We start from the raw sequence: 21316 nt of genomic DNA, 5'->3' as shown, positions 1-21316 counted from the left end.
GTTCCACGAGCTTTGATCACACGTTCTGCCCCGTTTGTGAGTCGCACTCCGACATTCCCGAAGATCAGGCGAACAAACTCACTCAGGCGATTGAGTGGCTCAACACCGAGTTGAGGCTTTCCTCCTACGCCCGAGAGAGCTTGGGGCAGGAGAGTCGTGATCTGAGAAAGGAGATCAAGGAAATTCGGCTTAAGCTGAAGAGCGTTCAAACCTCGCTCAAACCTTTCGAGGAGCATGATAGGCGGGTTGCAGAAGCAAACTCGCTCGAAGATGCGCCGAAAAAGGCCAAGCTGTTGCTTGAGATCGCTATTGATGAGTTCATCGAGAATCCGCCATCTGACCTCAAGAAGATGAAGTCGTATTGGGCAGAGCAGGTCAAGAAGTACAAAGAGCTTCTGGATAAGTATGACGTTGATATCGAGCTGGATCGGTTATCTCGGGATATCAACAAAAAAATGAAGGAGATCGGTCAGCGGTTCCATTTCGAGGAGACCTACAGGAAGGGCTCCCTGCGATTTGATGTTAACACTTTTGACTTGTGGCACGAGAAAGAGGCGCACAAGAAAGTGTTTCTCCGCTCGATGGGCAGTGGTGCCAACTGGGTGTACTCACACCTCACCCTGTTCATGGCGCTACATTACCAGTTCGCTGCTTGGGGGGACAAATGTGCAATCCCCCCCATCCTATTTCTGGATCAACCCACTCAGGTGTACTTCCCATCCAAGGATGAGGGGGAGGAGTTCGAGGCCGAGAATTTGCGGGCCGAGGACACTCAGGGTGTAGAACTGCATGATGACATCGATGCTGTGTCGAACATGTTCACGCAGATGGCGAAGTTCTGTGATGATACAGCGCGTGAGACGGGCGTGATGCCACAGATCATCGTCTGCGATCACGCCGATGGGCTCAATCTCGGCCAGGACTACAACTTCAAGGATTTCGTGCGGGCGAAATGGCGCCACCGTGGGTTCATTGCGGACTGACTGATCGCTATGGAGCTAATCGGTGGCTATGGAAGGTAGCCGAAAGCTCCTGATCAAGAGAACAGCGTTACGTCCCGGTCCTGAGCCAGTCTGTATTTCTGGCTTTCGGATTCAGAGTGGTAGTGTGCACTGCTCATCGTCCAGAAATCAGCCCGGTATTAAGCGCATTAGGTTACACGGTAAAGTCTGCGGATGGTTTTTTCCCGGCGATGGCGAGCCGGTTTTCGAATAAGTAAAAACGGGTCGTCCTTCGACCCATTTTACTGTCTAACAACCTGATTTCAGAAACGATAACTGAATCTGGATAGCCACGGGTTTAGCAGGCATATCAATAAGCGTCTTTCAACTTGGCAAAAAATACCAACTTCCGTTTTTGGCACTTACGGGGATGAAATTTAAAGCCTCATTTAACACAGTATTAAAGCAGGAACTGTTATTAGTTATCCATCACCCTACTAACCTCATTCCTTTCATACCGCCCTCAATCATACTTCCACAATCAGCTGCCATCACAAAATCAGCCCACCACTGCATCATTGGCCGTCGCTGCTCAAGGTAATCGCTGCGGTTATAAGCACGGCGAACCTCATTCTTATCCACGTGGGCCAATGCAGTCTCAATCACATCTGGCGGAAAACCTTGCTCGTTGAGAGCTGTACTGGCAATAGATCGCAAACCGTGTGAAACGAGCACCCCACCAAAACCTGCGCGTTTCAGCGATGCGTTAACGGTTTGACTGTTCATCGGCTGGTTTGGCTTGATGCGGCTGGGAAAGATAAATTCTCGATTTCCACTTAACGGCTTCATCATCTCCAGTATCGCAATTGCTTCATCTGACAATGGAACAGTATGGTCGCGGTTCATTTTCATGCGTGATGCAGGAATCTTCCACTCTCGCGCTTCTATGTCTACCTCTTCCCAGCGAGCTTCAGCCGCTTCGGCAGGGCGGGTAATAGTAAGAAGTTGCCACATGAACAGGCAGCGTGTGGAAAGGCTAATGCTGGCTGTTCGCATTGTCTGCATCAGTTGAGGTAGCTGATCCGGTCGAATGCTGGGCATGTTCTTTTTCTGAGGCTTCTCGAAGGCTTTACCGATATTAACGCTGGGAACAGCATCAATCAGCCCTGTGTTTTGGGCATAGATCATGACCTCATTAATGCGTTGGCACAGGCGACGAACGGTTTCCAGTGCTCCTCTGGCCTGAACCGGTTGGACGGCCTGAACCAGTGTGTGAGCTTTAATATCTGTAACGCTAACGTCGCCAATTGCAGGAAAGACATCTCTTTCAAGAGAGCGCCAGATATCGTCGGCATAGTCCTCTGTCACGCTGGCTTTCTTCACATTCCACCAACGTTCAGCAACGAGCTGGAAAGTATTGGTTTTAGCTTCCAGCGAACTGCGAAGTTGTTCTTGCTGATGTTCCTGAGGGTCGATTTGTTTCGCCAGAAGAGAACGAGACTCTGCGCGATAGTTTCTGGCATCGGCAAGCGTAACTGACGGGTAGGGGCCTATGCTCTTCTTCGCACGTTTCTTGGTGACAGGGCGAATGTAGCGAAACTGCCAGATTTTACTCCCGCTGGATTTCATCAGTAGCTCAAGGCCATCGCCATCATAGAGAACGTAGTCCGCTTCCTTGGGTTTAGCAGATTCGATTTCTTTAACGGATAGAGGTTTGGTTTGTCTTGCCATTGCCGGGTTTCCATAGTTTTAGGCACCTCAAAAACAATAAAGCTTTATGAGGTGCCTAACAAGGTGCCTAAAAGGTTCGGATTTAATTAGTTGGCATCAGACTTCGCGGGACAAATTGAGGGCACAAAAAAGCCCGCAGGGCTTGTGCCATGCGGGCTCTTTAGACTTTATCGGATGACTCTGGTAATCATCGATTGAAGATTTTGGTGGAGCTGGCGGGAGTTGAACCCGTGTCCGAAACTCTTTAACCACATGATAAATAAAAGTATATTTCGCTATTATTTTCCTGCGGCTCCTTTGCGGCTCTTTTCACGTCCCACCACTGACCTGTTTGGGTCTTTTCTCCGTGTTCCCGTCATACTCTTTTAAGTACGATCCGTAGTGGCGGAAAAGCATCTCCGGCCCTTTATGTCCCATTTGCCCGGCCAGCCAAAAGAGGTTTGCCCCCTGGCTGATATGCCTGGTCGCGAACGTGTGCCTGGTCTGGTACGGATTGCGGTATCGGATCCCCGCTTTCTTTAACGCTGGTACCCACGCTTTCTTTCTGATTGCATCAGCACTAGCCCACGGCTTGTTAGTTTTAGGGTCTTCAAATATCGTATCATCCTTCAAGAACGTGAAAGGTTTCTGTTCTGCAAGCGCGGCCATTGCTTCAGCATCTAGTTCAACCTTACGCGTACCTGCCTTCGTTTTTGTTCCCTTAATCACGCCAACAACACTTGCGTTCTGAACGTGCGCCGTCTTACCAATGAAATCTATATCTCGCCAACGTAGGGCGCACAATTCCGAACTACGCATGCCGGTATGAATGGCGAATGCAAAAAGGTTTTCCCATTGCTTATAAACAGTCGCTGTTAAAAGGGCGCTTGTCTCAGCTGGTGAAAGCGGATCAACAATGTATTCGCTTTCACTGGTGGTTTTATCACTCTGGTATCTTGATGCTGTAACCAGTGAAACCGGGTTCAACTGCAAAATACCGTCAGTCACTGCTTCATCAAGAGCAGAACGCAGAAAAGAAAGCTGATTTCGAATCGTCTTAAGCGTTGTTGATTGCTCTTGGATCCATGTTTTTAGCGCCGCCGGGGTAAGTTCACTGGCGGGAAGTTTGTGCAATAAAGAAAGAGCACTACGGCATTTTTTGTAACCGCCAATAGTTGATGGCGATAACTTCCTTGTTTCGCAAATTATCAGATATTCATCCAGGTAATTTTGAACCGTCTTGCCGGCGGCTGCATTACCAAATAGTTTTAAACGAGAAGAACGCGGGAAATACTCAGAATAATTGAACATACCTCTTTCAATTTTATTATGAATTTCACCCAGAATACGCTCAGCATATTTTAGATTTTTTGTACTAACATCAAGATTAGAAAGGGGTTCACGGCATTTGACCCCTTTAAAAGTAAAAGTGATGTTTATGGTTTCACCCTGTCGGTGTATCCTGACGGTTACGCCGCGCGGTAGTTTAGACGGTTCTGCCTTGCCCATTTAGCAACCTCACTAAGATCAATCCATCTTTCTTTTACGCCTTCCACTTTGAGAACCTGCACACCGTCCTGCCATATACCGCGCTGAAGACGCTTGTTGATGGCTTCGGTGGTTTCACCTGTTTCTTTGCAATAAGACGAGATGGGAACACAATCGAGGTTCAGCATATTTTTCTCCACTAAAAGCCCGCTGCACACGGGCATAATGATTTAAATTTACTCGCTTGCTGGTGGAGCGAGGTGCTTCTGAATTGCAGAAACACAACTAGCCTGCAGCTTTGCGTTTATTCCCTATGATTTCTATATCAATCATTAAATAGCTCATAAAAAGACTTTTATTGATATTATTTTATATATTGGCTCACATGTAACCCATAATTCATTTTTTGGTTTATAAAAGATCTCCATTTGTAATAAATGACAGTATTCGGTTCGTTTATGGTCTATTTGGTACTACAGGAAGCTGAGGGGCTGCGAATAGTGGGCCAGGTGAAACATCGAAGCGTCGCCAGCGAATATCACATTTGCGCTCTTCGGTCGGGTGGCTCCATGCAACTACATCAGCCACAGCCTCACTACTGGCCTTGCGGTATGCAAGTAGTTCGCGAGCCATCTCCATTTGTTCACCACGGCTCAGGCCGTTATCCATAGGTTGGTTTACGAATAACTCCAGGCGCTCAGTGCTTAGGTTGGTCATACTCCACGCTCCCACATCACCATTTGATTTAAACGTCTCTTAGCTGCACGGTTTTGAGATGCGCTTGGTGATGAGTGATTAACAAACTCAACGTCAAATCTTCGCATTGCCAAAACTTTCCTGTTGCTAATACGAACTTCCATTCTCTGCATTAAAACAGCCATAGTTCTGCTGGCAGCTCTATTGCTTGTGCGATTAGCCATCTTCACTCACTCCCTTCAACGGATCCGCCAGCAGCGTGGATTTCATGGATTGCATTGTCATTGCCAGCGCACCAACCTTCAGCGTAGTCACGGCTAAATCCGCTCATATGCATAACTTCACCGACGCTGCGCTTATGTAGCTTCACGGGTTGCTTGCTGGTTTCCAGTTCTGCTATTTGGTCTACCGCCGCTACTAGGCTTTCCTCTGTTCCTCGGAGTGATTTTTCCAGTTCTGCTATGCGCTTATCTGCATCTTCAAGAATTGAGCGCTCAAGCTTGAGGCGCTTACGAAACTCTTCGCGCTCGGCCTGCGACTGCTCCAGCGCCGCTATCAGCGTCTGTACATTAACTGGATTAGCGGCAGCGATGAATTTCGCTAATTTAAGGTCGTCCAACTCATTACCTGAGTAGTCCGAAATCGACACATCTACAAATGCGCAAAGCTCACCATCGCCATTGAGCGTTCCGGCACGAGCAACTCCCAGACCTGGCACATCCTCAACACCCCATACATACTGGTAGCCGTTCACAATTGGCTCGATTACTGATTTCATGCTGGCGATCAGCGCTTCTAAGCTATTCATTTGGTCTCCTGGGCAACAAAGCGAGATGGCGACCAGTCACAGTAGGTATCAGATTCCGTATGACCGAAAATAGCTTTGCAACGGTGAATGTGGCGACAATCTCCGCAGCTCACCTTGGCTGGAAGCTTCATTTTGTCCGGGTCTGCCGGATCATAATTCAGTGCTTCGATGTTATTGCTCATTTGGCCTCCTTGCGCAGCTGTGCGGCTTCTTCCAATAGCTTTCTACCCGCAGCTTTAAGTAATTCAGCTTTTGCGGGACCATATTGTTTGGCAAAGTCACCCAGGCGATGAGCCGCACTTTCTAACCCTGATGCTTTTAATCCAGTCACTTGCCCTGAAATACTATCTACATCGCTGGTGCCGACTAGTTCCATTATTTGACCAATGGTCTGCATTGCACTGACGTGTTCCAGATTCAACTCATCATGTTCTTTAATTGCCTGGATAACTGCTGTGGTATTAGCAGACAACCGGGTAGCCAGTTCTTTCACCATTTCTGAATAGATGCCGATTTCCGTGATGCTCGATGCATAGTTCCGAGCCAATGAAACCAGTTCGCTGGTGGACATATCGATTAAGCGTTGCATGTGACCCCCGTTAGTTCTTCAAAGCGAGCCATGAAGAGTGCGTAGGCTTGTCCTGGACGCAGAGGATTGATAGGAAATAGATCTGTTGGCGGAATGCCTTCAAGGATGGGCCACGGTGTGCCGTCATCCAGTTCAAGTTCCTGCCTCTCAGTAGCCAACATAACGAGGTCGGCATATTTAACGCATGAGCTCGCCGCCGCCGGCAGCTCAAATTTATTGCGGATCGCGGAGTCCACGTATTCCTCAATGATCTGGTAATCCGGCAGCAATGCTTTCAGCGGAGAAGGGATGTCCTGACAATAAGCTTCTGCCGCGTCATGAAGTAGTGCCTCGAGGGCGAACTCAGGACGAACCAATCGACTGGCAAGAACGGAGTGCTGAGCCACGCTGTAGAACTCTGGCAAATGGCCGGCGAAACGGCAGATATTTGAAAGGGCGTTGGCAATATCCTCGATGCAAATATCTTCATGACGGACGTTACGATAATCGAAATGCTTTCCGGTGTAGGTTCTAATCCACGACATTTAGTTCTCCACTTAAATAATGCGCCACTGCACCGGCGCTGAATTTTGGTTGCACGAATCCCTTGCCCGAAGGCAACAATAAAAAGGATTACGCTTCACTAAGTACCCCCGAGAGGGCACTTAAGGCTGAGTAATCAGGCGTTGAACACACCGATAAAGGTTTCAACCTGGCTGTCTTTAAACTTCTCTACCAGTAGGTCGCGGAACTCGGTGGCCATAGCTTCTTGTGCGGCTTCCAACTGTGCAACGCGTAGAACCAGAACAGGACGATCGCCAGTGATAATGCTCAGGCGTAATTTGAATGGGCGATCTTGCAGACCTTCAAACGGTACGCAGCTGAATTCAAAAGCTACTGGCATAATATCTTTGGTTTTTGCTTCAACCGATTCCATCAATGAGCGCTTGCCGCTGAAATCGTTATCTTCGAAATCGGCAGACTGGTTCGATTCAATGGTGATTTTGCGTAATGCGGCCGCTGCTTTTTTTGCAGGAATAACTTCACCGTTAGCATCAAAACCCATCAGGAAATCAGCGTAGTCTTCGACCCATTCAGCCAATTCTTTCTGGCTTTTTCTGTCGCCATTAATTTCCAGGAGTGCGGCATAAGGTGCAGTTTTCTTTAATTGAACTGTTGCCGTGTTATCAGCGTGGCCTGGTTCCCCGAGTGTGCCGAGGTTCAGAACGGTCACAGCCTTCATATTGTCAGCATCAATAAAGCAGCGGGTACCAACCGTTGCAAAGCCGGTTGAATATCGGGTGAAGTCTTCAATGCTGGTTGTTTTCAGCGCGCCACGGAAGCGGTAACGACCGAGGTTAAGATTTTCAAGGCTATGAATGCTAAGGTCGTGAGGAATGGCAACTGCATCACATGGTTGATGAGACAATACAGAATTAACTTCTTGCCCCTGGACAAGATCACGAATTTGATTGATTGCAGTAGCGTCTACGGTTTGAGACATAATGTGAAATTCCTTAATAAGTTAATCGTCGGGTAAATTAATGGTTTTTACTTAGCGCGAAGCTTGCCGTCTGGTTCACCGGCCAAAGTTAATAGCTGGCCCTGATCTTCCTGCAGAATGGTTAGCTTGCCGCCGCGGTTCACGTACATTGGCGTTTCGGTGGTGTCTTCTTCAGAAGATTTACCGCGTGGAGTTGGTCGGACGTAAGCCAGTTTGTGCTTGATCATCACTCGCTTTTCGTCGACAGAGTTGCTCATACGATCTAATTCTAGGGTCAGCGTTACTTTTCCCTTCTGCCCGTTGTTAAGCACACCGAAAGCAACTTCACTGAGCGCCATAGAAATCTTGTTTTCGAAGACTCCGCCATCCAGTTCGCCGATAAAGTCCGGCACGTTAGTAGCTCGTTCACTGCTCATAGGTAATTCCTCATTTAAGCGGCTGCACCCGCCGCGGGTTAGTTCTCCACATAAAATGCTGCTGTGGTGCCGGGTGCCTCCCGGTGCTGTCTGGCGGCAAACCATTCAGCGATGACCTATACCGATAATGACTTGATATTTTGCCTTTCATCGCGAGCGCTGAGCCGCATTCACCACAACGAAGAGAGCACTGCCGGTGTCCGAGTTGAACGGACCTTTTCCCTGCCCAACCCTCCCAACTAAATGGGACTGTCTGGAATTGAACCAGCACTTATGCCTTGCTCGTCAATACTCTCATCGTTGTGCCCTGAAAAAGCTGGCGGTTACCGCGACATTAACGGGAAACAAACGGGCCGCCAGAACAGGGATGTAAGGCATTTTGTTTTCGATTGCGATGATGGTCGCCTTCGATGAAATTAGTATCACCAATAGTGATTATTCAGTCAACACCTGAGGTGATAAAAATATTACTGTAAGTGATAAGTGGCTGAGTTTAGAGGGGATTTAATTTTGGGGGATAGAAAAGAAAAAGGCCCGAAAGGGCCTCTTTTTAATGAAATATCTCTTCAGGCCATTGGGCCTTAACTACTTTGCCTATAACCCTGCAGTTTTCATTACATTCAATGCTTTGATATCGAGGATTTGGATTCAGTGGCTCTAGCCACGGCTTACCATCCTCTCGAACAAATCGTTTAAACGTCACTTCAGAATCATTGAATATGCCAGCCACACAAAAATCGCCGGGTTCAACATCTTCATCCGGATCAACCAGAATAAGCATTCCCTCAGGGAAGCTGGGTTTACTACCCGGTGGCGCTGTCATTGAATGACCGGCAACCTCAAGCCAGAAGGCATTGTTGCTGGCTTTAACAGTTGTAGCTACCCAATCTTTAGCATCTCTTTCAGTAAAGCAATTTACTGTTGAAAAAGCACCTGCCTGTACTTCAGTAAGCAAAGGATATTCAAACCTTCTCACTGCGGTATTGCTTATGGATATTGCATCGTACATAGACGATATCTCAGCAGCTAATGAGGGGCTGAAATCGTCAACTTTTACACCAAGAATTTTGGCGAACTGTGCTGCATGAGTGGCGTTAATAGCATTGGCGCCATTTAGTAATTGCGCTACCCCGCTTTGCCCCATCCCCATTTGCTCAGCAAGCAACTCTTGGGATAAACCAAGTTGTTTCTTTTTAGATTCAAAAATGGCTTTAAGCCTTACGGCGTCAGCCAATTGTTCTGATGTGAGAGGCTTCTTTTTCATACTGCTAATTTATCACCGCAAGGAATAATACCCAATCACCACTAGTGTTGACTTATTTATCACTAGAGGTGATACTTTCATTACCAATAACGAGGGGAAAGATATGCAGAAAGTTCCTTTATCTGATTACGTGCTTGCTAATGGCCAGTCGAAAACAGCAGCCGAGCTCGGGATGTATCAGAGCGCAATTAGCAAAGCGATTAAGCATGGCCGAAAGGTGAATGTTCTAATTCATGACAATGGGGAAATTGAAGCGGAGGAAATTCGCCCATTCCCTAGTTCAAGCAAACGTTCTGATTCCAGGAAAGATACAGACGTTTTAATTCAACAATAACTACCAAAGGGAAAACAAGATGGTAGAGCAAAGCCTTAAAGAAGTAGTGAAAGCAATGTGTAAAGCAATTCCTGGCGGACGTGAATCTATGGCTGGCGCACTTGGCATGACCATGACTCAGTTCAACAACAACCTGTATGAGAAGAACGGCTGTCGCTTTTTCGAAGTAGTAGAGCTGGAAGCGATGGAAGACATTTCAGGTACATCTGCCCTGGCGGATTACTTTGCCAAACGTCGCGGTGCGCTGCTGGTGGATGTTCCGAACCTAGAAGATCTGGATCGCGTTGATCTGTTCACCAAAGCAATGCGTACAGCAGCAGCCCGTGGACAGGTTGACCAGATTATTGAACAGGCATTGGAAGATGGAGTGATTGAAAAACATGAAGCTGAAGAAATTCTGGTGCATCACCGCCGCCATCTGGCAGCACGTGAAGAAGAGATCCGCGCCATTGTCGCGCTGTTTGGTCGCAAAAAGAAGTGACGCCCGCGAGTGTGCAGCTCCGGGCGTCTTGGCGTGTCGATTCGTGGAGAACTTTAACGCATGAACAGTTTAACCAGAAATCAGGGAACACCGCAAATCCGTTGCCGTTCAATAACTGGCGGTCGTGATGTTGCCCCGTTCTTGTATGAAGCCAATTTACTGGGTGAGTGGGTCGCCATCAACTACCAGTTCGCAGCGTGGTTGGTAGAAGACATGCGGATTAAACATGAGGCTGAGCAATGCAAGAGCTTGACCGTAAGTACCGTGACTGGCGAGGAAACATTGTCCTCGTTACAGGATACGACCGGGAAAAGCAGCAAGTCATATTCAGACGTGCAGGCTATGAGCATGAGTGTATGCAGCCAGTTGAGCGATTCAGGGAAAAGTTTAAGAGGGTCGACGGATGACTACCAGTAGCCGGATATTCGATGTTGTTCAGGCCATGTCAGGCCAGAAGAACGTCATCATTATCCCGCGCCCGTACCTGCAGTTTTTTGGTGAAGACCAGCAGGCTTACCAGCTTGCAGCTGTGTTGAATCAACTAGTGTTCTGGTCCGGGTGTGGCAGTCGTGAAGATGGCTGGTTCTATAAAACGCATGAAGAGCTTGGAGAAGAAATCGAGCTGAGCAAAGACCAGGTGCGCCGCATCGTGGGTAAGCTGGAAAGCAAATATTTGGCTGGTGTTCTTGATACTGCTACACGTCGTCTGAACAACGGTGATTCAGTAAAACACTATCGCCTTGATGGTAATCGGCTGGTTGAACTGCTTTTTCCTGCGGCTAATAACGCTGAATCTTCGCCATTCGGGAACGGCGAAGGTGCCGTTCCCGAACAGCATATGCGCCACTCGGGAATGGCAGAAGCGCCGTTTGATAGGAACGGCGGAAGTGCCGTTCCTATTCTCTATACAGATCTTAACTCAGATCATAACTCACAGATCATAAAACCTATTGGTCAACCGCAAGCGGCAGACCCACAGCAAGTTGATTCTCTGAAAATTGACTACAACGCCGTGCTTGAAGCATTCCACGCCACGCTGCCGGAAATGCCTGCGGTTCTCAAAATGACCGATAGCCGCCGTAAAACCCTGCGCAATCTCTGGAAAGACTACGACCTGACGATTGAAAAGTGGGGGGCATACCTGCGCTACATCGCTAAACATTGCCGCTGGATGCTGGAAGACCGCCCGGACAATAGCGCTGGCAAGACATGGCGCAAAAAGCACTTCGATTACCTGATCACCGAGAAATGCTACCTGTCCGTGAAAGAGTTCCGTGCTAACGATTTGCCGAAAGTAGCCCGAGTGGACAATACCGAGCGTGATACCGCATTTGTCCGTCTGGTTGCCCAGGGTAAAAAACCGAATGGTCGTATCGAAGAGCTGGCGAAAGCCTCAGCGGGTAAGGCGGGTCTGGGTCGTATGAGTGAGGTTATGGCGCGCGCATCGTGGAAATCAATCTGGATGCAGGCAGTAACACAGGCAAGCGAAGAAGACCTGGCGAGGATTGCATCATGACAGAGACAACTTCTCAAACCCCATACTGCCAGGCTCTGGCAGAGCTGCGTAACCGCAACGCTCATGAACTGAAAGAAGTCGGTGATCAGTGGCGTACTCCGGACAACATTTTCTGGGGTATCAATGCGATGTTTGGCCCGTTAGTCCTCGACTTGTTTAGTGATGGCGAGAACGCGAAGTGCAACGCTTTCTATACCGCAGAAGACAATGCGTTAACGCAGGACTGGTCAGAACGGCTGAAGGAACTTAACGGTGCAGCATTCGCCAATCCACCTTATAGCCGGGCGACAAAGTTCGATGATCAGTACATTACCGGCATGCGTTACATCATGGAGCATGTCAGTGCCATGCGTGAAAAGGGTGGGCGCTATGTGTTTCTGATTAAAGCGGCGACAAGTGAAGTCTGGTGGCCAGAAGATGCCGATCACATTGCGTTTATCCGTGGACGTATTGGTTTTGATCTGCCGGAGTGGTTTATCCCAGCTGATGAAAAACAGGTTCCCTCGGGAGCGTTCTTTGCTGGTGCAGTGGCCGTGTTCGATAAGAATTGGCGCGGACCTGCGATGAGTTACATCAGCCGTAAGGATTTGGAGGCACAGGGTGATGCATTTCTTGCGCAGATCCGTCGCGAAGCCATCCGCCTGGTACCACAAAGCCAACAACAAAATATTCCAGAAATTATTTCTGAGCAGATCGTTAGCGTTTGGCCTGCAGAAGTTGGGATGGTGTTTGAGCAGATTGATTTAGCTTCGAAATTACCAGCTGCCCACCAGCAAAAGTTAAAACAGCACATCAACAGAATGTGGCTTGAGCAAATGCCAGTGCCATCAATTATCACAGCTGCTCGTTCACTGGTCTTATCCATGGAGAAACACGCGTGAAAGAAATCATCGTAGATAACTTTGCTGGTGGTGGTGGGGCGAGCACCGGAATTGAGATGGCAATTGGTCGGAGTGTAGATATTGCAATCAACCATGACGTGAACGCAGTGGCAATGCACACCACCAACCATCCCGACACGCTGCACTATTGCGAATCTGTGTTCGATATCGATCCAAAGCAAGCAACCGCCGGCAATCCGGTTGGCCTGGCATGGTTCTCACCTGACTGCCGTCATTTCAGCAAGGCGAAAGGTTCAAAACCAGTAGCGAGAGAAATTCGTGGTCTTGCCTGGATTGTGCTTCGCTGGGCGCTGGCGGTTCGCCCTCGAGTGATGATGCTTGAGAACGTCGAAGAGTTCAAAACGTGGGGACCATTATTGGTTGATGAGAATGGCGACCAGCGTCCGGATCCTAAGCGCGCTGGGGAAACATTTTCAGCGTTCGTCGGAATGCTCGGTGCTGGCATTGATGCAGGACATCCAGCACTGAATGAAGCTTGTGACTTTCTCGGGATTGAGCCAAGCAGCAGCGATGCACTTCGCTTGATCAACGGTCTTGGGTATGAAGTAGATTCGCGTGAAATGCGTGCATGCGACTACGGTGCACCAACAATTCGAAAGCGCTTCTTCATGGTGATGCGTTGCGACGGGCAGTCGGTTACATGGCCTGAGCCATCACACGGTGACCCTAAATCACTGGGAGTGCTAAACGGTGTACTGAAACCATGGCGCACAGCTGCCGAATGTATCGACTGGTCACTTGATTGCCCGAGCATCTTTGAGCGCAAGCGACCGCTGGCTACGAATACGTTAAAAAGAATTGCCCGGGGCATTCAGCGCTTCGTTATCGATAATCCGTCACCGTTTATTGTGAAGTGCAACCACACCAGCACGCGGACAAAGTACGACTGCTTCCGTGGACAATCACTTGCCGAACCGATGCAGACAATCACCAAAACCCACGGATATGCCATTGCTGTTCCGAAGGTGGCACCCTTTGTAGCCCGACAGTTTGGCGCAAGCGTAGGGCATCGAGCCGATGAGCCGAGCGCTACTATAACAGCTGGTGGTGGTGGAAAAAGCCAACTCTGTGCTGCGACTCTAATCCAGATGGGATACGGAGAACGTCCAGGGCAGTCTCCTCGAGTGCTCCAGCTTGAAAAGCCGTTGGGGACAATAACCGCAGGTGGTGGAAAATTTGCTGTTGTTGCCGCAAACCTCGTTAAGCATTTTGGTGGCAATTATACCGGGCCGGGCGTGGCAATGGATGAGCCGGTGCATTCGGTAACGACAGTAGACCACCACGCACTTGTGACATCCCATCTCGTTATGTTGCGGGGAACGTGTAAAGACGGGCGAGTAGTTGACGCTCCGGCACCAGGTTTAACGGCTGGCGGTCTGCATGTTGGTAACGTCGAGACGTATCTGGCCGTTGATGAATATGATGAGCAGCGCGCAGAACAGGTATCTGCTTTCTTGCGCGAATACTGTGGCGATGATTATCGTGAGTTTGTGACCGTCGAAGGTGTTACTTATCGGATAGTCGACATTGGCATGCGCATGCTGCAGCCGCATGAACTCTACCGCGCTCAGGGCTTCCCTGATTGGTACATCATCGACCAGGATTACCGCGGTGTGAAATATGCGAAGGACAAGCAAGTCGCCCGCTGTGGCAATGCGGTACCGCCGCCATTTGCAGAAGCGCTGGTTCGGGCAAACCTTCCTGAAATGTGCATTTTCAAAGAGGAGATTGCAGCATGAAGCAACTCACACCACGCCAGCAAGAAGTGCTCGCTTTTATTACCAACCATCAAAACAGCATTGGCTTTCCTCCGACTAATAGTGAGATTGCCTATGCCATGGAGTTCCATTCTCCTAACGCCGCGACATTCCACCTGAAAGCCCTACAGCGCAAGGGCTATATCACCATGATCCCGGGCAAGGCCAGGGGTATCCAGCTAAATGGAACCCAAAGCCCGGTTGCCCAGCGTGATGAAGCACTGACGGTATTGCGTGAATTACTGGCCTGTTCTGTAGATTCAGCTGAACGTGCTGCAGCGTTGTTAAAACGCTACGACTTAAAGGAAGAGACGGTATGAAGCTGACACTGCCATTCCCACCGAGTGTAAACACCTACTGGCGTTCTCCGAACTCCGGTCCGCTGGCAGGTCGCCACCTGATTAGTGCCAAAGGTCGCCAGTACCGAAGCGATACAACGGCTGCGGTCATAGAGCAATTACGCAAAATCCCGAAGCCATTCAGCGCGGAGCTATCCGTAAATGTCGTTTTGTATCCGCCCGAAAACCGTCGTCGGGATCTGGATAATTATCTGAAGGCACTCTTTGACTCGCTGACACACGCAAATGTCTGGGAGGACGACAGTCAGATAAAACACATGGAAGTGAGCTGGGGGCCATTAATACCAAAGGGCAGTACAGAAATAACAATTCGTGAATTTATCAATGAAACCGTAACGGGTGCAGCCGCCGGTCAATGAATAGTGGAGAACGTATGCAACAGTTAATGAATGTTGTTCAGGTATGTCCGAAGGATCATGCTGCGATGATGGGAACGCTGATGTCATCGCGTGAGGTTGCGAAGCTAGTTCAAAGTAAGCATGGGGATGTAAAACGCTCAGCTGAACGCCTGGCTGCTGGTGGCGTTTTAAGCGCGCCGTTGGCGCACACCCCCTACCAGCATGAACAAAACGGTCAGTGGTACGAGGAATACTGGTTTAAAAAGCGTGATTGCCTTGTGCTGGTAGCCCGCTTATCTCCTGAATTTACCGCCGCAGTGGTAGACCGTTGGCAGGAACTGGAACAGGGAAGTGTTATTCCTCAGTCTTTGCCGGAAGCATTACGCCTTGCCGCGGATCTCGCTGAGCAAAAGCAGCAACTGGAAAATCAGCTTCTCATTGCAGCCCCAAAGGTTGAATTTGTCGATCAGTATGTAGAGGCCAAAGGCTCGATGACATTCCGGCAGGTAGCAAAGCTGCTTAATGCAAAAGAAGCTCAATTCCGCCTCTTTCTGCTCGATAAGCACATCATGTATCGCCTGAATAACATGCTTTCACCGCATCATCGCCATACTGAGGCGGGCCGCTTCGAAATAAAGACCGGCACAACCAACGCAAACCGCTATGCATTCACTCAGGCTCGTTTTACGGCAAAAGGCGTCAAATGGGTGGCCGGCTTGTGGGCTGAGCACCTGCAAAATGGCGCATCAATATGAGAGCGCTGCTGAAACCCGTGGTTGTTAGCGAACTGGGCATGGTGATATTCAGGCCGGGCACTGAATTGCTGTCCCTGTTCGGAGGTCGGGTCATTATCGATCTCGCCCCGGAATATCTTTCAGATGTGGCATCCGGAGAACTACCCGCAGCGCGTCAGGCGCTCGGTGATGATCCGGTACTGCTGCCATTTTTCACTAACGAGAAAGTGGTTGATGTTGCTGGTGGTCTGGATGGTCTTGAAGCCTGGCTGATGCGGCAGGGCAAACAATGTCAGTGGCCACACTCCGATTATCACCATCACGAACGGGTTACGACGCGATTCCATCCGGGCGCATTACGCCTTTGTTGGGGTTGTGATAACCAGCTGCGTGACCACTACACCGAGCAACTTTCCTCTATGGCAACCGCTAACGTTGTGGCGTGGATAATTGACAGAGCACGCGCAACGCTTGGCTTTGACGAAAGTCATGTGCTGACTCTGCCAGAACTGTGCTGGTGGGCGACGAAGATGGATGTTGTTGACTCGCTACCAGAAGGCATGGCTCGTCGTGCGCTCCGTATGCCACAAGATGTTATTCCATCAGTGAGCCGTGAATGCGACATCGTCCATGAGTTGCCGGCCACCAGCATTGTGCAGGAAAAGGCGAAGCGAGTGCTGGCGCTCAAAGTTGATCCTGAAAGCCCCGAGTCTTTCATGCTTCGACCTAAACGCCGCCGCTGGGAGTCAATGAAGTACACCCGGTGGGCGAAATCAGAGAAGTGCGCCTGCTGTGACAATCCTGCGGACGATCCGCATCACCTGATAGGGTATGGGCAGGGTGGCATGGCTACTAAAGCGCATGACTTGTTTGTGATCCCTTTGTGCAGAAGGCATCACGACGAGCTACATGCGGACGTAAGTGCATTTGAAAAAAAATACGGTACGCAGCCTGAGCTGGTACTGAAAACCTTAGATCGTGCGCTGGCAATTGGCGTGCTGGCGTAAGTGGAGTGGAGATCGCAATGAACCTTGAATCATTACCTAAATTTTATTCCCCAAAATCACCAAAGCTGAATGATGTTTCCCCAGCCACTGGTGGTGATGCACTGAATATCACTGATGTTATGGCCGCACAAGGGATGGTGCAGTCAAAAGCGCCATTGGGCTTTGATCTGTTCCTGGCGAAGATGGGGATTCAGCCGCCAGATGCAGCCGTTAATGCACTGAAGAAATACGCCATGGCGTTAAATAATCCTGCATTGAAAAAGCTGAGTGACGATTCCCGTCAGGAAATAATTTCTTGCCTGGTGCAGTTTGCGTTTGCTGATTACTCGCGATCAGCAGCAAGTAAAGTGGTATGCGTGCACTGTTCTGGCGCTGGAGTTCGCCGCGTCGTACAGGATGTGATTAAACACCCTGGAGTGAAGGGTGTCGCTGCCAATATCAAACGGGAAGATGTAGATGAGTTATGCCTTCACTGCAATGGCAAAGGCGAGGTAAGCACTGCGTGCCGTGGTTGTAAAGGAAAGGGTACCGTTCTTGATGAGAAGCGAACCCGACTTCATGGTGTGCCTGTAGTGAAAATTTGCGGACGTTGTAATGGCAATCGATACAGCCGGGTGCCGACAACACTGGCGCGTGCAGCTGTGAATAAAATCGTCCCCGACCTGACTGACTATCAATGGTATAGCGGCTATGCCGACATCATAAATCGCCTGGTGACAAAATGCTGGCAGGAAGAGGCTTTTGCAGAAACGCAATTGCGTAATGTCACAAGATAGCAACGTAGTTATGAATTATGTCGACACGATACTTGCAAAGTTCAAAAAAACTGGTTAGGATTTACCTAACGATGGGCTTTGTATGTCTAACGTTAATAAACCCGCTTCGGCGGGTTTTTTTATGTGCCGAGTTTATTAATTACCCTCCCAGCACGACTAACAAACCTTTCTTCTTGCTGCTTTATCGAACCAGAGTTATCTGTGTGTCACGCTAATAAACAAGGGTAAAAGACATGCTAAATCAGCAGGATATGACATATACCGCAAAAATTCTTTATAGCTGCCTGAGTAACAAAAACTGGAAGTCGGTTGAATACCTGGCAAACCTGATGCGTATAAGCGTGGGGCGCTGTCAATTGATACTGACGCAGTTGGTTATGGCGGGGTTAGCGGTAGAGGGTGCTGGTGGTGAGAACTTCAAACGCTGCCATTAATTGGCACTTCTGGCTGTGAAAATGGGCGGCTGGTGGGTGTTGATAGCACTCACCAGCCATTCGCTCATGCTGAAAGGTCACAAGCGAACCATGGCCCACTGCTTTTGCGCAAAGCCCAGTGAGCCTATCAGAGTCCAGCTTAACGATCTATGAAAAATACTGTAAATTTAAACAGTGTTGATTTATACAACGCTGATTGCCTTCACGTTCTTCCTTCTCTTCCTGATAATTCCATTGATCTGATAGTGACGGATCCGCCTTACTTCAAGGTGAAACCTGACGGCTGGGACAACCAGTGGCGGGGTGATGCGGATTATCTGGCATGGCTTGATAAGTGCCTGGCTGAGTTCTGGCGCGTGCTGAAACCTAACGGGAGTATTTATCTGTTCAGTGGTCACCGGCTGGCTGCTGACATTGAGCTGCTGATGCGAAATCGCTTCAACATCCTGAACCATATTATCTGGGCAAAACCCAGTGGGCGTTGGAACGGATGCCATAAAGAGGATTTGCGCAGTTACTTTCCGGCAACTGAACGCGTGCTGTTCGCTGAGCATTATCCCGGACCATACCGCGGGAAGGATGATGGATATTCGGCAAAGTGCGACGATTTAAAACGCCACATTATGACGCCGCTTATCCATTATTTCCGCGATGCGCGAGAAGCCCTCGGGATAACGTCAAAACAGATAGCGGATGCCACGGGTAAGAAAAACATGGTTTCGCACTGGTTTGGTGCCAGCCAGTGGCAATTACCCGGTGAGGACGATTACCGTAAGTTGCAGGCACTGTTTGATGATGTTGCACGGGGAGCATGCCTGAAAGCTGGGCTGGATACGCCGCGCCACCAGCTCAAAGAGAACTACCAGACACTAAATCGTCAATACCTGGAACTGGCCGAAGAGTTTAAAAACTTGCGGCGTCCATTCTCTGTGTCGGCTGCTGTGCCGTATACCGATGTCTGGACACACAAGCCCGTTCAGTTTTATCCGGGAAAACATCCGTGTGAAAAACCCGCAGAGATGCTGCAGCAGGTTATCAACGCAAGCAGCAGACCGGGTGATGTTGTTGCTGATTTCTTTATGGGGTCGGGTTCGACAATTAAGGCTGCCATGCAACTGGGGCGGCGCACCATTGGTGTGGAGCTTGAAGAAGAGCGCTTTAACCAGACCGTAGAAGAAATTAAGGGAATGGAAGTTAAAACATAAACGCACATGGGCTCGCTTCGGCGGGCCTTTTTAATTTCCCCTCAATACTGAGAGGATTCACAGCATAAGAGGGGGCTTAATGTCCGATCCTGTAACTGTAACCGGAACGGGTTATGTCATTGGCGGCGGGCTTTTCAGCGCTACGCTGTATGGAATACTGACGCAAACTGATTTTGGCGTGGTGTTTGGGGCGTTTGCGGGTGCCGTGTTTTACGTGGCCACGACGGCTGATTTAACACGTACCCGCCTGGCTGCATATTTCCTGACTTCGTTTATCGTCGGGGTATTAGGGGCTGGCTTGCTAGGTACAAAGCTTGCAGGTTGGCTGGGATACTCTGACCGGCCACTCGACGCACTCGGTGCAGTCCTGATTTCTGCGCTAATTATCAAAGTGCTCACGTTCCTCAACAGCCAGGATCTGAACAGCCTGTTTGGCATGCTTTCCCGATTCCGTGGAGGAGGGACAAACAATGGTAATAAGTGATCCGACTGCCCTGGTTAATGCGGTCATCTGTGCGGTGATTGTTGTTGTCCTGATGTTTTACCGCCGTGCAGGCTCTCGTCACCGTCCGATAGTGTCAGCCATGGCGTACCTGGTCGTGTTGGTTTATGCCAGCATCCCCTTCCGGTTTGCTTTTGGCCTCTATAGCGAATCGCACTGGTTGGTGGTCATTGTCAACGTAACAATCTGCGCTGCCGTGCTATGGGCTCGGGGTAATGTGGCGCGCCTGGTAGATATTCTGAGGCACTGATGAATAAAGACGAAATCTTTAATGCCATTCTTGGCAAAGAGGGTGGCTACGTTAATCATCCTGATGATAAAGGCGGCCCGACGTGTTGGGGTATTACGCAGGTGGTGGCCCGGGCACATGGTTATACCGGCAGTATGAAAGATTTACCACGCGAAACGGCGCTAGCGATCCTGACTGCTGACTACTGGACTGGCCCGCGCTTTGACTTAATTGCGGAACTCTCTCCGATTATTGCCGCTGAGTTGTGCGATACCGGCGTGAATATGGGGCCATCAGTACAGAGCAAATGGTTTCAGCGCTGGCTTAACGCATACAACCAGCAAGGCAAACTCTATCCAGACCTGATTGCAGACGGGCAAATCGGCCCGCGTACTTTCAGTGCTTTGAAATCTTTCCTTGGGGCGCGTAGTAAAGAAGGAGAGCTGGTTATGTTGAAATCTCTCAATTGCAGCCAAGGTCAGCGGTATCTGGAACTGACGGAACAACGTGCAGCGAACGAATCGTTCATTTACGGTTGGATGAAAGAAAGGGTGAGTTTATGAGTATGGAAATGATTCTTGGCGCTATAGGTCTGTTGGTTGCAGCCATTGCCGGTGCATTTGGTCTTGGTCACTCTCGCGGTACCACTAAGGCAGAATCGGCAGCTGATAAACAGCGAACTGAAGAAGTCGTAGCGGCAACTAATGCGGTGGCAGAACGCCGGGTAGAAGCAACAAAAGGAGCCAGTGATGTACAACAGAATATTAGCCATATGCCTGGCAACGTTGTTGATCGCGAGCTGCGGAACAACTGGACCCGTAAAACCTGAAGTTATCGATACGGCCTGTGACTGGGTTCGCCCCATTTATCTGAATGCCCATGATATTGACGTTATGGACATGCAGACGAAACGCGCAGTACTGGTGCATAACCAGACATGGCAGAATAATTGCCAAAAACTGTAAAATAATTGAGAGCCACAACCGATAGTGGCTCGGCATAATTAATTTTGTTTTGATAACAGAGCAAGTACCTTTGCATTCAATTTGGTTTCGTAATCCTTCTCGACCGGAAAATCAAACTGCATGGGACCTGATAAAGCCATTCCATCTTCAATAACTTCGGCAAGATGCCCCGGCTTTCCTGAAATACTATTTAAAGCGCTGGACAAAACTGTGATTGCAATGCGAGAGGCGTGTGCATCTAACTGCAATTCTTTTATGCATAACTGAAGTTCATCGATTTTTTGTTCAAGTCCTGACATGATTATTCTCTCTTTCAATGTCTGTTTAAAGGCAAGTGATAATAACAGTTTTCAATCAGCTGATGGCATTTGAAGTTTGTAGA

The 21316-nt window shown here is 49.2% G+C and carries 31 protein-coding genes; 19 read left to right on the top strand and 12 right to left on the bottom strand.

The features are described 5' to 3' along the window. Positions 1–983 (top strand): DUF3732 domain-containing protein (locus FH968_RS20705; RefSeq protein WP_139882874.1); only part of this gene is annotated, 983 nt, incomplete at its 5' end. 447 nt (positions 984–1430) lie between these two features. On the opposite strand, the gene FH968_RS20700 is transcribed toward FH968_RS20705, so the two are convergent. The 11 genes from FH968_RS20700 to FH968_RS20650 form a co-directional block, all read right to left on the bottom strand. Further along, a complete protein-coding gene (locus FH968_RS20700; RefSeq protein ID WP_139882872.1) occupies positions 1431–2672 on the bottom strand; it encodes an integrase in 1242 nt (413 codons plus the stop codon). Positions 2673–2981: 309 nt separating this feature from the next. Next, on the bottom strand, positions 2982–4160 hold the full coding sequence (locus FH968_RS20695) for an Arm DNA-binding domain-containing protein (protein WP_139882869.1): 1179 nt from the start codon (positions 4158–4160) through the stop codon (positions 2982–2984). Then, positions 4121–4327: an excisionase gene (locus FH968_RS20690; protein WP_139882867.1), complete on the bottom strand. Its 207-nt coding sequence runs from the start codon at positions 4325–4327 to the stop codon at positions 4121–4123. The genes FH968_RS20695 and FH968_RS20690 overlap by 40 nt, the downstream gene beginning before the upstream one ends. Before the next feature lie 268 nt (positions 4328–4595). After that, positions 4596–4856, bottom strand: coding sequence for a hypothetical protein (locus FH968_RS20685; protein WP_139882865.1), 261 nt, complete (start codon positions 4854–4856; stop codon positions 4596–4598). 205 nt (positions 4857–5061) lie between these two features. Next, the gene (locus FH968_RS20680) at positions 5062–5643 is read right to left on the bottom strand and encodes an ead/Ea22-like family protein (protein ID WP_223271353.1); all 582 of its coding nucleotides are present in this window, start codon (positions 5641–5643) and stop codon (positions 5062–5064) included. Continuing rightward, positions 5640–5825 carry a hypothetical protein gene (locus tag FH968_RS20675; RefSeq protein WP_139882863.1) on the bottom strand — a complete coding sequence of 62 codons (186 nt, stop codon included), beginning with the start codon at positions 5823–5825 and terminating at the stop codon, positions 5640–5642. Before FH968_RS20675 ends, FH968_RS20680 begins: the two co-directional genes overlap by 4 nt. Then, complete coding sequence (locus FH968_RS20670) at positions 5822–6232, bottom strand: hypothetical protein (RefSeq protein WP_139882860.1); 411 nt, start codon at positions 6230–6232, stop codon at positions 5822–5824. The genes FH968_RS20675 and FH968_RS20670 overlap by 4 nt, the downstream gene beginning before the upstream one ends. Further along, the gene (locus FH968_RS20665) at positions 6220–6756 is read right to left on the bottom strand and encodes an HD family hydrolase (RefSeq protein ID WP_139882858.1); all 537 of its coding nucleotides are present in this window, start codon (positions 6754–6756) and stop codon (positions 6220–6222) included. Before FH968_RS20665 ends, FH968_RS20670 begins: the two co-directional genes overlap by 13 nt. A gap of 134 nt (positions 6757–6890) precedes the next feature. After that, positions 6891–7715, bottom strand: a complete 825-nt coding sequence (locus FH968_RS20660) for a YfdQ family protein (RefSeq protein WP_139882856.1) — start codon at positions 7713–7715, stop codon at positions 6891–6893. Between the two features lie 47 nt (positions 7716–7762). Then, on the bottom strand, positions 7763–8131 hold the full coding sequence (locus FH968_RS20655; RefSeq protein ID WP_139882854.1) for a hypothetical protein: 369 nt from the start codon (positions 8129–8131) through the stop codon (positions 7763–7765). Positions 8132–8681: 550 nt separating this feature from the next. After that, on the bottom strand, positions 8682–9395 hold the full coding sequence (locus FH968_RS20650; protein ID WP_139882852.1) for a LexA family transcriptional regulator: 714 nt from the start codon (positions 9393–9395) through the stop codon (positions 8682–8684). 103 nt (positions 9396–9498) lie between these two features. Between FH968_RS20650 and FH968_RS20645 the strand changes: the two genes are divergently transcribed. From FH968_RS20645 to FH968_RS23955, 18 genes are all read left to right on the top strand, one after another. Further along, positions 9499–9729 carry a Cro/CI family transcriptional regulator gene (locus FH968_RS20645; RefSeq protein WP_139882850.1) on the top strand — a complete coding sequence of 77 codons (231 nt, stop codon included), beginning with the start codon at positions 9499–9501 and terminating at the stop codon, positions 9727–9729. A gap of 19 nt (positions 9730–9748) precedes the next feature. After that, a complete protein-coding gene (locus FH968_RS20640) occupies positions 9749–10210 on the top strand; it encodes a YmfL family putative regulatory protein (protein ID WP_139882848.1) in 462 nt (153 codons plus the stop codon). Positions 10211–10449: 239 nt separating this feature from the next. Continuing rightward, entirely contained in the window at positions 10450–10617 is a 168-nt protein-coding gene (locus FH968_RS20635; protein WP_139882880.1) for a DUF4222 domain-containing protein, read from the top strand. Next, complete coding sequence (locus FH968_RS20630; RefSeq protein ID WP_139882846.1) at positions 10614–11726, top strand: hypothetical protein; 1113 nt, start codon at positions 10614–10616, stop codon at positions 11724–11726. Before FH968_RS20635 ends, FH968_RS20630 begins: the two co-directional genes overlap by 4 nt. After that, positions 11723–12607 carry a phage N-6-adenine-methyltransferase gene (locus tag FH968_RS20625; RefSeq protein ID WP_139882844.1) on the top strand — a complete coding sequence of 295 codons (885 nt, stop codon included), beginning with the start codon at positions 11723–11725 and terminating at the stop codon, positions 12605–12607. Before FH968_RS20630 ends, FH968_RS20625 begins: the two co-directional genes overlap by 4 nt. Further along, on the top strand, positions 12604–14367 hold the full coding sequence (locus FH968_RS20620; protein ID WP_139882843.1) for a DNA cytosine methyltransferase: 1764 nt from the start codon (positions 12604–12606) through the stop codon (positions 14365–14367). The genes FH968_RS20625 and FH968_RS20620 overlap by 4 nt, the downstream gene beginning before the upstream one ends. Beyond that, complete coding sequence (locus FH968_RS20615) at positions 14364–14705, top strand: LexA family transcriptional regulator (RefSeq protein ID WP_139882841.1); 342 nt, start codon at positions 14364–14366, stop codon at positions 14703–14705. The genes FH968_RS20620 and FH968_RS20615 overlap by 4 nt, the downstream gene beginning before the upstream one ends. Then, complete coding sequence (locus FH968_RS20610) at positions 14702–15103, top strand: RusA family crossover junction endodeoxyribonuclease (protein ID WP_139882839.1); 402 nt, start codon at positions 14702–14704, stop codon at positions 15101–15103. Before FH968_RS20615 ends, FH968_RS20610 begins: the two co-directional genes overlap by 4 nt. Before the next feature lie 80 nt (positions 15104–15183). Continuing rightward, positions 15184–15837, top strand: a complete 654-nt coding sequence (locus FH968_RS20605; protein ID WP_139882878.1) for a phage antirepressor KilAC domain-containing protein — start codon at positions 15184–15186, stop codon at positions 15835–15837. Next, complete coding sequence (locus FH968_RS20600) at positions 15834–16823, top strand: DUF968 domain-containing protein (RefSeq protein ID WP_139882837.1); 990 nt, start codon at positions 15834–15836, stop codon at positions 16821–16823. Before FH968_RS20605 ends, FH968_RS20600 begins: the two co-directional genes overlap by 4 nt. A 17-nt stretch (positions 16824–16840) precedes the next feature. Next, complete coding sequence (locus FH968_RS20595) at positions 16841–17599, top strand: antitermination protein (RefSeq protein ID WP_139882835.1); 759 nt, start codon at positions 16841–16843, stop codon at positions 17597–17599. 233 nt (positions 17600–17832) lie between these two features. Beyond that, a complete protein-coding gene (locus FH968_RS20590) occupies positions 17833–18033 on the top strand; it encodes a hypothetical protein (protein ID WP_139882833.1) in 201 nt (66 codons plus the stop codon). A 149-nt stretch (positions 18034–18182) separates the two neighbouring features. Continuing rightward, entirely contained in the window at positions 18183–19238 is a 1056-nt protein-coding gene (locus FH968_RS20585; protein WP_139882831.1) for a site-specific DNA-methyltransferase, read from the top strand. Between the two features lie 79 nt (positions 19239–19317). Beyond that, a complete protein-coding gene (locus FH968_RS20580; protein ID WP_139882828.1) occupies positions 19318–19722 on the top strand; it encodes a phage holin family protein in 405 nt (134 codons plus the stop codon). Further along, positions 19709–19990 (top strand): phage holin family protein, encoded by a 282-nt coding sequence (locus FH968_RS20575; RefSeq protein ID WP_139882826.1) that lies wholly within the window; start codon positions 19709–19711, stop codon positions 19988–19990. Before FH968_RS20580 ends, FH968_RS20575 begins: the two co-directional genes overlap by 14 nt. Then, complete coding sequence (locus FH968_RS20570) at positions 19990–20532, top strand: glycoside hydrolase family 108 protein (RefSeq protein WP_139882824.1); 543 nt, start codon at positions 19990–19992, stop codon at positions 20530–20532. The genes FH968_RS20575 and FH968_RS20570 overlap by 1 nt, the downstream gene beginning before the upstream one ends. Beyond that, positions 20529–20798, top strand: coding sequence for a hypothetical protein (locus tag FH968_RS20565; RefSeq protein ID WP_139882822.1), 270 nt, complete (start codon positions 20529–20531; stop codon positions 20796–20798). The genes FH968_RS20570 and FH968_RS20565 overlap by 4 nt, the downstream gene beginning before the upstream one ends. Further along, the gene (locus tag FH968_RS23955; protein ID WP_139882876.1) at positions 20755–20934 is read left to right on the top strand and encodes a hypothetical protein; all 180 of its coding nucleotides are present in this window, start codon (positions 20755–20757) and stop codon (positions 20932–20934) included. Before FH968_RS20565 ends, FH968_RS23955 begins: the two co-directional genes overlap by 44 nt. A 38-nt stretch (positions 20935–20972) precedes the next feature. On the opposite strand, the gene FH968_RS20555 is transcribed toward FH968_RS23955, so the two are convergent. After that, on the bottom strand, positions 20973–21233 hold the full coding sequence (locus FH968_RS20555) for a hypothetical protein (RefSeq protein ID WP_139882820.1): 261 nt from the start codon (positions 21231–21233) through the stop codon (positions 20973–20975). Between the last annotated feature and the right edge of the window lie 83 nt (positions 21234–21316).

Source organism: Buttiauxella sp. B2 (assembly GCF_006376615.1).
GTDB lineage: Bacteria > Pseudomonadota > Gammaproteobacteria > Enterobacterales > Enterobacteriaceae > Buttiauxella.
Note: the sequence above shows the minus strand (reverse complement) of the source record. Positions and strands in the feature narration are given on the sequence as shown.